This is a genomic window from Pseudomonas sp. RC3H12, from assembly GCF_018596375.1.
Taxonomy (GTDB): domain Bacteria; phylum Pseudomonadota; class Gammaproteobacteria; order Pseudomonadales; family Pseudomonadaceae; genus Aquipseudomonas.
On sequence record NZ_CP075595.1, the window covers coordinates 85,385 to 101,060 of the forward strand.

At 66.3% G+C, this 15,676-nt stretch carries 13 protein-coding genes and 1 pseudogene; 9 read left to right on the forward strand and 5 right to left on the reverse strand.

Annotated features, from left to right (window positions below; genetic code table 11):
• The first annotated feature begins 6 nt into the window (after positions 1-6).
• From ampD to KHO27_RS26450, 4 genes and pseudogenes are all read left to right on the forward strand, one after another.
• Positions 7-573: a 1,6-anhydro-N-acetylmuramyl-L-alanine amidase AmpD gene (ampD, locus tag KHO27_RS00440; protein WP_102682512.1), complete on the forward strand. Its 567-nt coding sequence runs from the start codon at positions 7-9 to the stop codon at positions 571-573.
• Complete coding sequence (gene ampE, locus KHO27_RS00445) at positions 570-1,400, forward strand: regulatory signaling modulator protein AmpE (protein WP_110700598.1); 831 nt, start codon at positions 570-572, stop codon at positions 1,398-1,400. Before ampD ends, ampE begins: the two co-directional genes overlap by 4 nt.
• Before the next feature lie 995 nt (positions 1,401-2,395).
• A pseudogene (locus KHO27_RS26445) lies at positions 2,396-2,686 on the forward strand (HAMP domain-containing protein); the annotation flags it as partial.
• Positions 2,687-2,839: 153 nt separating this feature from the next.
• A complete protein-coding gene (locus KHO27_RS26450) occupies positions 2,840-3,544 on the forward strand; it encodes a methyl-accepting chemotaxis protein (RefSeq protein WP_371919248.1) in 705 nt (234 codons plus the stop codon).
• Here the strand turns inward: KHO27_RS26450 and KHO27_RS00455 are convergent.
• Together KHO27_RS00455 and cra are read right to left on the reverse strand one after the other, a co-directional pair.
• Complete coding sequence (locus KHO27_RS00455; protein ID WP_110700594.1) at positions 3,534-4,349, reverse strand: TatD family hydrolase; 816 nt, start codon at positions 4,347-4,349, stop codon at positions 3,534-3,536. The genes KHO27_RS26450 and KHO27_RS00455 overlap by 11 nt on opposite strands.
• A 2-nt stretch (positions 4,350-4,351) precedes the next feature.
• The gene (gene cra / locus KHO27_RS00460) at positions 4,352-5,347 is read right to left on the reverse strand and encodes a catabolite repressor/activator (protein WP_102682508.1); all 996 of its coding nucleotides are present in this window, start codon (positions 5,345-5,347) and stop codon (positions 4,352-4,354) included.
• Between the two features lie 296 nt (positions 5,348-5,643).
• Between cra and ptsP the strand changes: the two genes are divergently transcribed.
• Genes ptsP through KHO27_RS00475 form a run of 3 tightly spaced genes read left to right on the forward strand, consistent with a single transcriptional unit; the run spans position 5,644 to position 11,155 of the window.
• Entirely contained in the window at positions 5,644-8,493 is a 2,850-nt protein-coding gene (gene ptsP, locus KHO27_RS00465; protein ID WP_111531692.1) for a phosphoenolpyruvate--protein phosphotransferase, read from the forward strand.
• Positions 8,493-9,440, forward strand: a complete 948-nt coding sequence (gene pfkB, locus KHO27_RS00470) for a 1-phosphofructokinase (RefSeq protein ID WP_110700589.1) — start codon at positions 8,493-8,495, stop codon at positions 9,438-9,440. The genes ptsP and pfkB overlap by 1 nt, the downstream gene beginning before the upstream one ends.
• A complete protein-coding gene (locus KHO27_RS00475; RefSeq protein ID WP_214501012.1) occupies positions 9,440-11,155 on the forward strand; it encodes a PTS fructose-like transporter subunit IIB in 1,716 nt (571 codons plus the stop codon). The genes pfkB and KHO27_RS00475 overlap by 1 nt, the downstream gene beginning before the upstream one ends.
• Positions 11,156-11,191: 36 nt before the next feature.
• On the opposite strand, the gene lepB is transcribed toward KHO27_RS00475, so the two are convergent.
• Positions 11,192-11,968, reverse strand: a complete 777-nt coding sequence (gene lepB / locus KHO27_RS00480) for a signal peptidase I (RefSeq protein WP_110700585.1) — start codon at positions 11,966-11,968, stop codon at positions 11,192-11,194.
• A gap of 66 nt (positions 11,969-12,034) precedes the next feature.
• Positions 12,035-12,259, reverse strand: a complete 225-nt coding sequence (locus KHO27_RS00485) for a DUF3820 family protein (protein ID WP_102682503.1) — start codon at positions 12,257-12,259, stop codon at positions 12,035-12,037.
• Positions 12,260-12,461: 202 nt separating this feature from the next.
• Here KHO27_RS00485 and KHO27_RS00490 point away from each other — a divergent pair, with 202 nt between their 5' ends.
• Positions 12,462-12,938: a ferritin-like domain-containing protein gene (locus KHO27_RS00490; RefSeq protein WP_094010256.1), complete on the forward strand. Its 477-nt coding sequence runs from the start codon at positions 12,462-12,464 to the stop codon at positions 12,936-12,938.
• A gap of 31 nt (positions 12,939-12,969) precedes the next feature.
• Here KHO27_RS00490 and KHO27_RS00495 read toward each other — a convergent pair whose 3' ends face one another.
• Complete coding sequence (locus KHO27_RS00495) at positions 12,970-14,466, reverse strand: GGDEF domain-containing protein (RefSeq protein WP_214501947.1); 1,497 nt, start codon at positions 14,464-14,466, stop codon at positions 12,970-12,972.
• Between the two features lie 337 nt (positions 14,467-14,803).
• Here KHO27_RS00495 and KHO27_RS00500 point away from each other — a divergent pair, with 337 nt between their 5' ends.
• Positions 14,804-15,601, forward strand: a complete 798-nt coding sequence (locus KHO27_RS00500) for an RHS repeat-associated core domain-containing protein (protein WP_214501948.1) — start codon at positions 14,804-14,806, stop codon at positions 15,599-15,601.
• Positions 15,602-15,676 lie beyond the last annotated feature (75 nt).

Genomic DNA, 15,676 nt, shown 5'->3' on the forward strand with positions numbered 1-15,676 from the left:
TGCACCATGCAATTGGACCGCGCGACCGGCTGGTTCACCGGCGTCAGCCACTGCCCCTCGCCGAACTTCAACGCCCGCCCCGAAGGTGAGGCCATTGCGCTGCTGGTCATCCACAACATCAGCCTGCCTCCGGCCTGCTTCGGCACCGGCAAGGTGCAACAGTTCTTCCAGAACCGCCTGGACCCGGACGAGCACCCGTACTTCGCGACCATCAACCACCTGACCGTCTCGGCGCACCTGTTCGTCGAGCGCGATGGCGCGGTGACCCAGTTCGTCTCGTTGCTCGACCGCGCCTGGCATGCCGGCGTGTCGCGCTTCGGCGAGCGCGAGGGCTGCAACGATTTTTCCATCGGCATCGAGCTGGAGGGCACCGACGAACTGCCCTACACCGATGCCCAGTACGCCACCCTGGAGCGGCTGACCCGCGAGATCCGCGCGGCTTGGCCAGTGATCGACGCCCAGCGCATCTGTGGCCACAACGATATTGCCCCGCAGCGCAAGACCGACCCGGGCCCGGCATTCGACTGGCTGCGCTACCGGGCTGCCCTGCAACGCAACGAGGACAAGGCATGAGTTTTCTGGTGTTGGTGCTGGCATTGTGGGTCGAGAAGTTCTCGGCCCTGCGCCAGCGGTTGCAGCGCGACGGCTTCTATCTGGGCGAGCTGGTGCGCCTGGAGCGCAGCGGCAAGGTCCACCCGTGGTGGACGCTGAGTATCCTGATCCTGGCACCGGTGGCGCTGCTCGTGCTGCTTTTGCATGTGCTGGAGCCGGTGGCCTATGGCTTGCTGGCGTTGCCGGTGCACCTGCTGGTATTGATCTACAGCCTGGGGCGCGGCGATGTAAAGGCGGCGCTGGGCCCGTTTCGCGACGCCTGGCGCCGGGGTGACGAACAGGCCGCGCTGCACGTGGCCGAGCGCGACCTGGGGTTGGCCGCCGACGATGCCCAGAGCTTGATCAAGCGGGTTCAGGGCCACCTGCTGTGGCAGGCCTACCAGAGCTTCTTCGCGGTGATCTTCTGGTACTTCCTGCTCGGCCCGGCGGCGGCGCTGGCCTACCGCCTGCTGGCGCTGACCATGGACAACAGCCGCCAGCCCGCCTTGCAGAGCCTGGCCGGGCAACTGCGCCACGCCATGGACTGGCTGCCGGTACGGGTGATGACGGTGAGTTTCGCCCTGGTCGGCAACTTCGTCGCGGTGACCCGCGTGATGCTGCACGAGCTGCTCGACTGGCACGTCAGCGCCGGGCACCTGGTGGCCAAGGTCGGCCGGGTGGCCGACGACATCCCTGAGGAAGAGGACCGCCAGCGCGGTCTTGAGCGGCTGGACAGCCTGTGGGAGCTGCTGCTGCGCTGCGCGGTGCTGTGGTATGCCTGCTTTGCCCTGTGGACCGTGTTGGTCTGAGCAGTTCGCTACCGGCTGATCGCTTAACCATAAGTTACAAACCTTGATTCCAATCTGCGCTATACAAGGCCACTGGCCCTAGATGGCCTAGTGCTACCCCGCAGAACAACAAGAATTCAAGGAGGTGACCTGTGAAGCGTCTGCTCTATCCGGCCATCGCACTGATGAATCGGCTGAGCTTCGGCATGAAGTTCAGCCTGATCAGCGTCCTGTTTTTCCTGCCCATGCTGGTCACCAGCTTTTATCTGGTACGCGACGCCTACAGCCAGCTCCAGGCCACCCGTGGCGAATTGCAGGGGCTGGCGCCGTTGTCCGAGAGCCTGACGTTGCGCGGCGACCTGGAGACCCTCGGCAACCTGCTGCAGATCAACGCCGTGCTGGGCCAGTCGGGCCAGGCCGGCGATGTGGAAAGCCGCATCGCGGCGCTGCAGGACAAGGTCCAGGCCCGGCTCGATGGCCTCAAGGGTAGCGACCCTGCGTTCGAGGCCAAGCGTGCCGAGCTGGCCGAGGCCTTTGCCAGTGCCCGTGACGAAAGCTCGCTGCAGAACAAGGCGGCGCTGTTCGACAAGTTGCTGGCCCAGGCCCAGGTGCTGGGCAAGCTGGTGGCCAGCCAGTCGGGGCTCAGCCAGGACAGTCAGGCCTCGGTGCGTCAGTTGAGCGAGCTGCTCGGCAATGCCACCGCCCAGGTGACCCAGGCCATCGGTGAGGGCCGGGCAATGGGCGCTGTGGCCCTGGGCCGTGGCTTCATGGACTCCTCGGGCAGCGCGCGTTTCGAAGACCTGCTGCAGCGCCTGGAGCGCTTGTCCGCCGATTACGCCATTCGCCTGGATGACGCCCTGGCAACCGATGCCGGGCTCAAGCTCGCGCTCGCCGGTAGCGCCCAGGCCAGCCAGGCCACCGTCAAGCAGGCGGCGACCCTGTTCGAGGACCAGGTGGTGGTGGCCGAGAGCCTGGACGCGCCGTGGGCCGGTTTCTACCAGCAGACCAGCGACCTGATGGCGCAGACATACCGCTTGAACGATGCCGTACTGGCCCATCTGCACGGGCAACTGGAAGAGCGCCTCGGCCAGCACCGCCTGCGCACGGTCGCGCTGGTGGCGGCCTTGGCCTGCGTCTTCGCATTGATCATCTACCTCTACAGCGGCTTCTACGTCTCCACCCGGGAAACCCTCGGCAACCTGGGCACCGCCATGGACAAGGTGGCCGCCGGCGACATGACCATCAGCTTCCAGGCCAGCAGCCGGGACGAACTGGGCGAACTGGGGCGTGGTTTCAACGAGACCGTGCGGCGCATTCGCGGGCTGATCGAACAGGTCGGCAAGACCGTTTCCACGGTCGAGGAGCAGGCCGGCCAGGTGCTTTCGGTGTCGAGCCGCAGCAACCAGGCGGTCAGTGGCCAGCGCGAGCAGATCGAGCAGGTGGCCACGGCCATGAACCAGATGAGCGCCACCGCGCTGGAGGTCGCCCGCAGCGCGGCCCTGGCCGCCGAAGGCGCGCAGCGGGTCAACCATGAGAGTGCCTCGGGCCGCGACCTGGTGGAAAGCCAGCAGGGCAGCATCGCCCGCCTGGCCGGCGAGATCGACCAGAGCGTGGCGGCGGTTAACCAGCTGGCGGGCGACAGCCAGGCCATCGGCCGGGTATTGGAGGTGATCCGCAGCATCGCCGAGCAGACCAACCTGCTGGCCCTCAACGCTGCCATCGAAGCGGCCCGGGCCGGTGAGCAGGGCAGGGGGTTTGCCGTGGTCGCCGACGAGGTGCGCACCCTGGCCAGGCGCACCCAGGACTCCACCGAGGAGATCGCGCAGATGATCCAGCGCCTGCGCGAAGGCGTGGGCGCGGCGGTGCGGGTGATGGGCAGCAGCCACCAGATGGCCGCTGGCACCGTGGACGAAGCGCGCCAGGTGCAGCAGGCACTGGGCAACATCCTTGGCGCGGTGGGCGGGATCGTCGAACAGAACCAGCAGATCGCCGCCGCCGTCGAGCAGCAGACCGCCGTGGCCCACGACATCGACCAGAACATTGTGGCGATCAACCGTGCGGCGCAGGACACCACCGAAGGCGCTTGTCAGACCGAAGATGCCAGCCGGGCGTTGTCGGCGCAGGTGGTGGAGCTCAAACGGTTGATCGGGGCGTTCAGGGTGTGATCGAGGCCGACGCGGATCCTGTGTCGGGCTGCCAGCCAAACACCCCGCAGGCATTGCGACTGCTGGCCTCTGCCAGCAGCGTTGTCTCGATCCCCATGACTTCGGCCAGCGCCCCGGCAATCTCGGGTAGGTGCTCCGGGCTGTTGCGCTGCCCCGGGAACATCGCCGGCGCCATGTCCGGCGCGTCGGTCTCCAGCACCACGCTGTCCAGCGGCAGCCTGGGCAGGGTCTTGCGCAGGCGTAGTGCCTGCGGCCATGTCGCGGCGCCGCCCAACCCCAGCTTGAACCCCAGCTTGATGTATTCCCGCGCCTCCTCGTAGCTGCCGGCAAAGGCATGGATGATCCCCGCCCGCGCCGGCTTGTAGCGCTTGAGCGTGGCGATCACCTGGGCGTGGCTGCGGCGCACGTGCAGCAGCGACGGCAGCTCGAAGTCGCAGGCCAGTTGCAGCTGGGCCTCGAACAACGCCTGCTGGCGCGTCGGGTCCAGTTCGGGCAGGTAGAAGTCCAGGCCGAACTCACCCACCGCGCACAGGCGTGGATTGCCGCGCAGGCGTTCGAGCCAGTCGCGCAACTGCGCCAGGTGCTCGGGAAGGTGCTGCTCGAGGTAGATCGGGTGCAGCCCCAGTGCCGCGTACACGCCTTCGTTGGCGCAGGCCAGGTCCCAGACTCGCTGGAAGTTGTCCTGGTACACCCCCAGCACCACCATGCGCTCCACCCCGCGCGCCGCCGCGTTGGCCAGCAGGCGCGGGCGGTCGGCGTCGAAATCGGCGAAGTCGAGGTGGGTGTGGGTGTCGATCAGGCGCATGGTCAGGCCTTGGCGATCCGCTGCTTGAAGGTGCGACCGATGGCGTGCACGCCGGGCTCGTAGCGCTTGTCCTCGATGGCGGCCAAGGCCAGTTCCAGCGCGGTGGCGGCGATCAGGCCGTGCTGCTGGGCCATGGCATTGACCGGCAGCGGCAGGAAATCGAGCAACTGATTGTCGCCGAAGGTGCCCAGCTGCAGCTGGCGTGAGTCGTCGGGGCGCGCCTGCAGCGTGTCGAACACACCTTGCAGCAGCACGTACGAAGTGGTCACCAATGCATCCGGCAGGCCACCCAGTTCATCGATCAGCTGTTGCATCAGGCGTTGGCCGCACTCGCGGCTGAAGGCTTCGCCCTGGTAGCGGCGCACTTCGCCGTCGAAACCTTGCAAGGCTTCGTCGAAGCCACCGGCGCGGGCCTGGCTCACCGACAGCTCGGGGCGGGCGCCGATCAGGGCGATGCTGCGCGGGCGGGTTTTCAACAGGCTCTGGGCCAACTGGCGGCTGGCGTCGCGGTCATCGCTGATCACCGAGCAGAAGTGCGCCGGGTCCAGGCGCCGGTCGATGGCGATCACCGGCAGGCCCTTGGCCTGCAGCTCGCGGTAGCTCTCGTCTTCCGGCGGCAGGCAACTGGCGACGAACAGTGCGTCGCAGCGCCGGGCACGGAACAGCTGCTGCAATTGGCGTTCGCTGTCGGGCTGGTCGTCGCTGCTGGCGATCAGCAGTTGGTAGCCACGGGCACGGGCGCCTTGCTCCAGCTGCTTGGCAATGCGGGCGTAGCTGGGGTTCTCCAGATCCGGGAGAATGAAGCCCAGGGTGCGGGTGTGGCGGCTGCGCAGGCCGGCGGCCTGGGGGTTCGGGGTGAAGCCGTGGGCCTCGACCACCGCACGCACGCGCTCGACGGTGCTGCTGCTGATGCGCTGCTGTTCGGCCTTGCCATTGATGACGTAGCTGGCGGTGGTTACGGACACACCGGCCAGACGGGCGATATCGCTGAGTTTCACCGAATTTTCCTTGTTGTTTCCGGGACTGCCTGCGGGGCTTGACCGGCTAGTTTCACCCATCGACGGGCCCGCGCGCAGACGACCATTGTCGCAATTGTCCGACAGGATGGGGCTTTTTCGTTGGCAGATTATCGAGTAACGTGGCCGCTTGGTCAGATTAAACGTTTCAGCAAGGCGAATTTTCCTGCCTGAAAATCAGTCTTCGCCGGTTGTGCTGATCGTTTCGGCGGCTTTTGCCGTCGAATTCCACAACAATACCTCGGTAGCCGACGGGGCTGCCGCAAAAGGAGAGGGTCATGCTCGAGCTTGCCGTTGAGCAGATTGCCATGGGCCAGCGTGCCGCCGACAAAGGCGAGGCACTGGCGCTGCTGGCCGATCGACTGGTTGCCGATGGTCTGGTCGCCGAGGGTTACCTGGCGGGGCTGCAAGCCCGGGAGGCACAGGGCTCGACCTTCCTCGGCCAGGGCATCGCCATCCCCCACGGCACGCCGCAGACCCGCGAGCTGGTGTTTGCCACGGGCGTACGCCTGCTGCAGTTTCCCGACGGCGTGGACTGGGGCGACGGCCAGATCGTCTACCTGGCCATCGGCATCGCCGCCCGCTCCGATGAACATCTGCGCCTGCTGCAACTGCTGACCCGCGCCCTCGGTGAAACCGACCTGGCCGAGGCGCTGCGTCGCTCCGGTAGCGCCGAGGCACTGCTCAAGTTACTGCAAGGAGCGCCACGCGAGCTGGCGCTGGATGCCCAGCTGGTCGGCCTCAACCTGGCGGCGGAAGACTTCGACGAACTGGCCTGGCGCGGCGCTCGTCTGTTGCAACGCGCCGGTTGTGCCGACAGCGGCTTTGCCGCCGTGCTGCAGCAGACCGAGCCGCTGCCGCTGGGTGAAGGGCTGTGGTGGCTGCACAGCGAACGTGAGGTGCGCCAACCGGGGTTGGCCTTCGTCACCCCGCAACAACCGTTGCGCTACCGCGATCAACCGCTCAATGGCCTGTTCTGCCTGGCCAGCCTCGGAGCGGCGCATCAAGCCCTGCTCGAGCGCCTGTGCGAGGTGTTGATCGAAGGCCGTGGGCAGATGCTCTACCAGGCCACCAGCAGCCGCGCCGTACTCGAAGTGCTCGGCGGCGAGGCGCCCGCCGACTGGCCGAGCGCCCGGATAGTATTGGCCAACGCCCATGGCCTGCATGCTCGCCCTGCAAAGGTACTGGCGCAGCTGGCCAAGGGCTTCGAGGGCGAGATCCGCATACGGCTGCACGACAGCGCCCAGCCCGCCGTTTCGGTCAAGAGCCTGAGCAAGCTGCTCAGCCTCGGCGCTCGCCGTGGCCAGGTGCTGGAACTGATCGCCGAGCCCGATATCGCCGCCGATGCCTTGCCGGTACTGCTGGCAGCCATCGAGCAGGGCCTGGGCGAGGAGGTGGATCCACTGCCGCCCACAGCGGTGCAGGACGAGGCGCCGATGTCCGCCCTGCAGGCCCCGACGCCAGGCAGCACGCTGCAAGGCGTCGCTGCGGCGCCGGGCATCGCCAGCGGTCCGGCCCATGTCCAGGTCGAGCGCGATATCGACTACCCGCTGCGCGGCGAGTCGCCCGCCCAGGAGCGGGCCAGGCTGCGCCAGGCCATCGACACGGTGCACGCCGATCTTCAGGCCCTGGTGCAACGCAGCGACAAGGCCATCGGCGAAATTTTTGTCACCCATCAGGAAATGCTCGCCGACCCGGCCCTGACCGACGACGTCGAGCTGCGCCTGGCCCAGGGCGAAAGCGCCGCCGCTGCGTGGATGGCGGTGATCGAAGCCGCCGCCCGTCAGCAGGAGGCCCTGCACGATGCGCTGCTGGCCGAGCGCGCCGCCGATCTGCGCGATATCGGTCGTCGGGTGCTGGCGCAACTGTGCGGCGTCAAGGACAGCGCCGAGCCAGAGCAGCCCTATGTGCTGGTGATGGTCGAAGTCGGCCCTTCGGACGTGGCGCGCCTGGACCCGGCACGGGTCGCCGGTATCGTCACCGCGCAGGGTGGCGCCACCGCCCACAGCGCCATCGTCGCCCGGGCCCTGGGCATCCCGGCGGTGGTCGGGGCCGGGGCGGCCGTGCTGTTGCTGGAGAGCGGCACGCCACTGCTGCTTGATGGCCAGCGCGGGCAGGTCGTGGTTGCGCCAGCCGAGTCCGAGTTGCAACGAGCCCTGGCAGAGCGTGATGCCCGCGAGCGTCGGCTGCAGATCGCCTGGGCCAACCGCCATGAGCCCGCGCGGACGCGCGACGGCCATGCGGTCGAAGTGTTCGCCAACATCGGCCAGAGCAACGGCATCGACAAGGTGGTGGAGCAAGGTGCCGAAGGCATCGGCCTGTTGCGCACCGAACTGATCTTCATGGCCCACCCGCAACTGCCCGACGTGGCGACCCAGGAAGCCGAGTACCGCCGGGTGCTCGATGGCCTGGACGGACGGCCACTGGTGGTGCGCACGCTCGACGTCGGGGGCGACAAGCCCTTGCCGTACTGGCCGATCGCGGCTGAGGAAAACCCCTTCCTCGGCGTGCGCGGCGTGCGCCTGACCCTGCAACGCCCGCAGGTGATGGAAGACCAGCTGCGCGCCTTGCTGCGTGCCGCGGACAACCGCCCGCTGCGCATCATGTTCCCCATGGTCGGCCAGCTCCATGAATGGCGCGCCGCCAAGGCCATGGTCGAGCGCCTGCGCCAAGAGATCCCGGTGGCCGACCTGCAGGTGGGCATCATGGTCGAAGTGCCGTCGGCCGCCTTGCTGGCACCGCAGCTGGCCCGTGAAGTGGACTTCTTCAGCGTCGGCACCAACGACCTCACCCAGTACACCCTGGCCATCGACCGCGGTCACCCGAGCCTGTCGGCCCAGGCCGACGGCCTGCACCCGGCAGTGCTCAACCTGATCGACATGACCGTGCGCGCCGCCCATGCCCAGGGCAAGTGGGTGGGCGTGTGCGGCGAGCTGGCGGCCGACCCGCAGGCGGTCGCCGTGCTGCTGGGCCTGGAGGTGGACGAACTGAGCGTCGCCGCCCGCAGCATTCCTGAAGTCAAGTCACTGGTGCGCCAGGCCGACCTTTCGACGGCCCGCGCCCTGGCGCGCGAGGCCCTGCAACAAGACAGCGCCGAGGCAGTTCGGGCGCTGGTGGAGCGTTATTGATGGCCAAGATCCTCACCCTCACCCTCAACCCGGCGCTGGATATCACCATCAGCCTCGACCGCCTGCGACCCGGCGCGGTCAACCGCAGCCAGGCGCAGCACAGCCATGCCGCCGGCAAGGGGCTGAACGTCGCCCAGGTGCTGGCCGACCTGGGCCACAGCGTCACCGTCGGCGGTTTCCTGGGGCAGGACAACCTGGCGCCGTTCGAGGCGCTGATTGCCTGGCGTGGGTTCGCCGACTGCTTCGTCCGCGTGCCGGGCGAGACCCGCAGCAACATCAAGCTGGTCGAGGCCGATGGCCAGGTCACCGATATCAACGGGCCAGGGCCGCAGGTCGACGAGGCCGCCCGCAACGCCTTGCTGCAACGTCTGGCCCACGTAGCCCCGGGGCATGACGCCGTGGTGGTGGCCGGGAGCCTGCCACGGGGGGTCAGCCCCGAGTGGTTGCGCGAGCTGCTGCTGATGCTCAAGGCGCAGGGCCTGAAGGTGGCCCTGGACAGCAGCGGCGAAGCCTTGCGCGCAGGCCTGCAGGCCGCGCCCTGGCTGGTCAAGCCCAACACCGAGGAGCTGGGTGAAGTCCTCGGGCTGCCGGTGCAGGCCGCGGACGAGCAACGCGCGGCCGCACGGCGGCTGCTCGCCACTGGCGTCGAGCATGTGGTGGTGTCCCAGGGCGAGCAGGGCGTGAACTGGTTCGCCGCTGGCCTGGCACTGCATGCGCAACCGTCGAAAGTGCGCATCGCCAGTACCGTCGGCGCCGGTGATTCGCTGGTCGCGGGCATGGTCCATGGCCTGCTCCAGGCCGAAGCGCCCGCCGCTACCTTGCGTCGCGCCACCGCCATCGCCGCCCAGGCAGTCACCCAGGTCGGCTTCGGCATTCACGACCGTGAGCAACTGGAGCGCCTGGAAGCCGCCGTGCGCCTTACAGAACAACAAGAAGAGGGCTGCTGATGAACATTGCCATTGTCACCGCCTGCCCCAACGGCCAGGTGTCCAGCGTGCTCAGCGCCCGCTTGTTGGCCGCCGCGGCCCAGCGTCGGGGCTGGAAAACCTGCGTCGAGGTGCACGACGCCGAACACCCGGAGCTGCGCCTGACGCCAACGCAGATCGCCGAGGCCGACTGGGTGCTGGTGGTCAGCACCGGGCCGGTGGACCTGGCGCGCTTTGCCGGCAAGCGCCTGTACCAGAGCACGCCGGCCCAGGCCCTGGCCGACCGTGAAGGTTTCCTCGACGAGGCCGCTGCCGGCGCCCAGGTGCAGGCAGCGCAAACCCCGGTGCAGGGTGCGCCGAAGATTGTCGCTGTGACCGCCTGCCCGACCGGCGTGGCCCACACCTTCATGGCCGCCGAAGCCCTGCAACAGGCGGCGCAGGCCATGGGCTACCAGCTCACCGTGGAAACCCAGGGCTCGGTCGGCGCACGCAATCCGCTGCCGGCCGAGGCCATCGCCGCAGCCGATGTGGTGTTGTTGGCCGCCGATATCGAAGTACCGGCCGCGCGCTTCGCCGGCAAGCGCATCTACCGCTGCGGCACCGGCATCGCCCTCAAGCAGGCCCGCGCCACGCTGGACAAGGCACTGGCCGAGGGCAAGGTGGAGGCAGCGGGGGCGACCGGCGCGATGCCGCCGGCCGAGAAGACCGGCGTCTACAAGCACCTGCTGACCGGAGTCTCGTTCATGCTGCCGATGGTGGTGGCTGGCGGTTTGCTGATCGCCTTGTCGTTCGTGTTCGGCATCGAGGCCTACAAGGAGCCCGGCACGCTGCCCGCCGCCTTGATGCAGATCGGCGGCGAGGCGGCGTTCAAGTTGATGGTGCCGCTGCTCGCCGGCTACATCGCCTGGTCCATTGCCGACCGCCCGGGCCTGGCGCCCGGGATGATCGGCGGCCTGTTGGCGAGCACGCTCGGGGCGGGGTTCATCGGCGGCATCGTCGCCGGCTTCCTGGCCGGCTACAGCGCCAAGGCCATCGCCCGCTGGGTGCGCCTGCCCAGCAGCCTCGACGCGCTCAAGCCGATCCTCATCATCCCGCTGCTGGCCAGCCTGTTCACCGGCCTGGTGATGATCTACGTGGTTGGCCAGCCCGTGGCGGCCATGCTCGCGGGACTGACCCACTTCCTCGACAGCATGGGCACCACCAACGCCGTGCTGCTCGGGTTGCTGCTCGGCGGCATGATGTGCGTGGACCTCGGCGGGCCGATCAACAAGGCCGCCTATGCCTTCTCGGTGGGGTTGTTGGCTTCGTCGAGCTACGCGCCGATGGCCGCGACCATGGCCGCCGGCATGGTGCCGCCGATCGGCCTGGGCATCGCCACCTTCCTGGCCCGGCGCAAGTTCGCCCAGAGTGAGCGCGAGGCCGGCAAGGCGGCGCTGGCGCTGGGCCTGTGCTTCATCTCCGAGGGCGCGATCCCGTTCGCCGCCAAGGACCCGCTGCGGGTGATTCCGGCGAGCATCGCCGGCGGCGCGCTGACCGGGGCCTTGTCGATGTATTTCGGCTGCAAGCTGATGGCGCCCCATGGCGGGCTGTTCGTGCTGCTGATCCCCAACGCGATCAACCATGCGCTGTTGTACCTGCTGGCCATCGTCGCCGGCAGCCTGCTGACGGCGGTGGTGTACGCGCTGATCAAGAAGAGCGAGCAGGTGGAGATGGTCGTGGCGCCGGCCAAGGGCTAGGCCGGCAGACTCCATCGCGGGGCAGGCCCGTGCTGGTTATTCGAAGGTGGTGCCGATACGCTGGCGGTTCTTCGAGTACCAGATCCCGGTGATTTTTGCCGTCACGTCCGCTACCGCAACCTGGCCGTCATAGCGACTGTCGTTGCTGTTGTCGCGGCGGTCACCCAGCAGGTAGATGTGCCCGGTCTCAATCACCGTCGGTGCCAGGCTCAGCGACTCGGGACGGCGTACATGCTCGGGCGCTGCATGGAACAGCCCCAGGTTGCGCCCATTGACGATCACTTCGCCATTGACGATCTCCAGCCGGTCGCCGGCAACCCCCGCCACACGCTTGAATGCCTCGCCATTGCGATAGCGGTACAGCACGATATCCCCCACCTTGGGCGCTGCGCTCAAGCGCGTGTCGCTGATGATGTGATCGCCGATCTGTAGCGTCGGCTCCATCGAACCTGAAGGGATCTGGCTGAGTTGGTAACCAAACAGTGGCCCGCGCAGCACCAGCAGCAGGGCGGCCACGCCTATCACCGCCGCAGCGTAGGCAACCAGGCGTGCGCCGGCGGGTTCAGCCCCGGCGCGGCCGCGCCACACAAGGCCTGCGGCCAGGCACGCCGAGCCGAACTTCAGCGCCAGAGCGACACCCAGGCCGACGATCAATGCCCTGGGCGTGGCGAACAGGCCGATCAGCAAAAAGTCGGCGAGGATCAGGCCCAGCAGTATCAATGCCCAGCGCAGCCGGCCCAGGTAGAAAAGCCCCCACCCGGCGACGAGCAGCGAGATGACGAAAGCCGAGGAGGCGGATTGGCGAGCTTGCATGAGCGGTGGTTCGTCCTTGAGTTAACGATGTAATTGTCTCGGCAGGTGGCGTGGGCTCTTGATCGTTCAGCGGCGCGGCATCTTTGCCCGCAGCGGCACCAGCAGGTCGCCCAGGCCGTTGTGGTCGATCTCGTGCATCAGCGCCAGCAACCCGCCCAGCTCCCCGGGCGGGAAGCCTTTACGGGCAAACCATGCCAGGTAGTCCCCGGGCAGGTCGGCGATGATCCGCCCCTGGTACTTGCCAAAAGGCATGGTGCGGGTGACCAGCAGTTGCAGGGTTTCGGGTTTCATCGGGCGGTGGCCGGTGGTGGTTGAAGCGCGACCTTACTGCAAACTGCACGACGACCCAAGCGGCGATCATGCAGAACGCCGTTTAACGGAGTGTTTATGAAATCTTCAAGTTACTGATTTATATGATTTATTTTTATTTTCTGGGCCTGGCACGAAGCCTGCTCCGATCAAGGTGACTATCACCTGCCAAGGAGTTGTTGCCATGAGTAACCCCAACAAAGACACGATCGACGTACTCAACGACCTGATCGAGTACAGCAAGGATGGTGAGAAAGGCTTCAAGACCTCCGCCGAGGATGTGAAGAACCCTGAACTGAAAGCGTTCTTCGTGCAACGCGCCAGCGAGTGCGCCAGCGCCGCAGCCGAGCTACAAGGCGAAGTGCGCCGCCTGGGCGGCGATCCGGAAACCAGCACCAGCATCAGCGGCGACCTGCACCGTGGCTGGGTCAACCTCAAGTCGATGGTCACCGGCAAGGATGAAGAGGCGGTGCTCAATGAAGTGGAGCGTGGTGAAGACCATGCGCTGAAGGCCTACAAGGAAGCCCGCGAGAAGCTGGTCAAACTGGGGCGCTCGGCCAATGACACTTCGTATGCCTTGGTAGAGAAACAACTGCAGGGCGTGCAGCGCAATCATGACCAGGTGAAGGCTCTGCGTAACGCAGCCCGCGCTCGGTCCTGATCAGCATGGGGCCGTGTAACGGCCCCATGACTCACCCCGCGGGTCCTTCCACCCGATTCCGCCCATTGGCCTTGGCTCGATACAACGCCTCGTCCGCATCGCCCAGCAGCGCCGCCAGGTCCTGATGGGTACCGGGGATATGCAGGCCAATCCCCACACTGACCGTCACTGACCGCTCGTCATCGCCGAATGGCGGCATCGCCTCGACACTGGCGCGAATCCGCTCGGCCAGCAACCGGGCGCCGGCCAACTCGGTTTCCGGCAGCACCACCTGGAACTCCTCTCCGCCGTAACGCGCCGCCAGGTCCGCAGGGCGGCGGATGCACAGCTCGATGGTGGTGGCCACCTCGCGCAGCACATGGTCGCCACCGGCATGGCCATGGCGCTGGTTGAAGGCCTTGAAGTGGTCCACATCCACCATCAACACCGCCAGCGGCTTGCGGTTGCGCTGGGCGCGCGCCCATTCCTGGCGCAGCACCTGGTCGAGGCGGCGGCGGTTGGCAAGGCCGGTGAGGCTGTCGGTGGCGGCGAGGGTGGCCAGGCCCAGTTCGGCATCGTGGCGCCGACGTAGCTCGCGGCCCAGCAGCAAGGTCAGCCAGAGGATGCCAATGCACAACACGCCAGTGGCCACGCTGACCACGATCGCGGTACGCCGCCACGACTGGAACACTTCATCGGCCGAGTGGGCCACCAGCACGATCAACGGCAGGTCGGCGACTCGGGCGAAGGTGTAGAGGCGCTGGCCCTCATAGGCCGTCGAGCGGGCGGTGAAGCTGCCGCTGCGTTCGCTGAGGATGCGCTTGAAGTTGGGGCGCTCGCTGAAGCTGGTGCCGATCAGTGGATCCTGCGGCCGGGTCGGCTGGCGCGCCAGCAGCTGGCCATCGGTATTGAGCAGGTTGATGCTGCTGTCCACGCCGATGTCCAGGCGCTGGAACAGTTCGTTGAAATAGGACAGGCGCAGGGCCCCGGCGGCCAGGCCCTGGAACTCGCCGTTGGCGCCGGAGATGCGCCGGCTGAAGCTGATGCACCAGTCCAGGTTGCCCAGCCGTGCCTTGAACGGCGGGCTGATCAGCAGGCCCAGGCCCGGGCGGTCGCGGTGCGCCTGGAAGGCCACGGTGTCGGCGAAGTTGGCCTGGCGCGGCACCGCGCTGGTGGAGTCGCCGAGCACGTCGCCCTTGGCGTCGAGCCAGAGAATGTCGCCGCGCACCGGCGCGGAGAAGGCCTGGTTGAACAGGATCTGCTGGCGCAGCTTGGTCGGCACGTTGAGCAGCTCGGGGTGCTGCACGGCCCAGATCAGGCCCTTGAGCGACTGGTCGTAGAGCTCGACGTTACGCAGGATGTCGCTTTCGATCAGTTGCACGATATTGCTCGACGAGCGCATTTCCGATTGCTCGACGCTGTCGCGCTCGCGGGCCAGCAGGTAGCCGACGATGGCCACTATGGCGAGCACGGCAAGGCAGCTGCCCAGGTTGAGGACCAGCTCGGGGTGTGACTTGTACAGGGCGGATCGTGGTGATCGGGTGGGCAACGTCATGCTCGCAACTGCATAAGCCCCGGGATCCATGGGGAGTGGGCCGGAAAGCGGCGGCGGTATTTTAGGCAAGGCGCGATTGTCGGACAAGATCAAAGGTGTTTTGCCCGACGGAATTGATTCAGTGGGCCCATTGCGAAAGGTGGCCTCTACTCGTGATCAAGGTCTTGAGTGCGTGTCACTGCTTATCGCGCAGAAGGCAGGAATCGCCCGAGGGGCGTCGTTGGACGCGTATGGAGAGGAACGGTGGGGTCATGACCTGGCATTATTGTCAGTTGTCAAACTGGTCTGGTGCAGCCAGGGTGATATGAAGTCCCTTGATAGGCGCATTTTCATGAGTCCAATCCAGAATGTTCTTGACGCTATCAGCTTGCTGTCGCTCGACCAGCAACGTTCGGTTCAGCAAGTCGTTTGCGGGGGACGCCATGCTATTGCCTATACACCCTATGGTGCGGATGTCGCGAGTAACGGCGCGTTGTCGCTATTGGGATTCAGTGGATACCTCCGTACGCAGTGGCACGGCTGTTATCTATTGGGCAATGGGCGTCGTGTCTATGACCCAAGGCTTATGCGATTTATCTCGGCGGACCGCTTGAGCCCGTTTGGCGAAGGGGGGATAAACGCCTATGCCTACTGCTCTGGGGACCCTGTGAATTTGCGGGATGATTCAGGTCTGAGACCAACTCGCAATCAGCTGCGACCGTTGCGGCCGGAGGCACTGCTCGAAAATCCGCTTCAGGACTTTTCCGATTGGCAGAACTACCCTGGTCTGAGCGAGAAAGCCAGACGCCATATTGACAAGTTGCCTAGCAGGATCAAAAAAGCCAAGAAGTTTGGCGGTCAAGTCGAGACAAATCCTGAGGCTCACTCATCGATCGACACTTCGAATTCGTGGCAAAGATATGAGAGCAATAGAATCAAGATAGATAAGACCTTCGATAAACTCGAAGCGGCACGATTCCAACATGCTGCTGAAAATGGGCTTCCGCTACCCAGCTGGGGTACAGCTGGCGGAAGCGACTCAGCAGAGCCGCCTCATCGGACCTCTGCTGAGACCATTGACCCGCCTCCAGTGTATGAGGAACCGCCTTCCTATGATGACGCCGTGGCCAGTATTCGAGCCCGTAGTTAGCAGCGTTGGCAAGGTGAGTGCCAAGGTGCCTCGTCGTGTGATGAGATGTACGACATTTCCGAATCTGAAACCAAA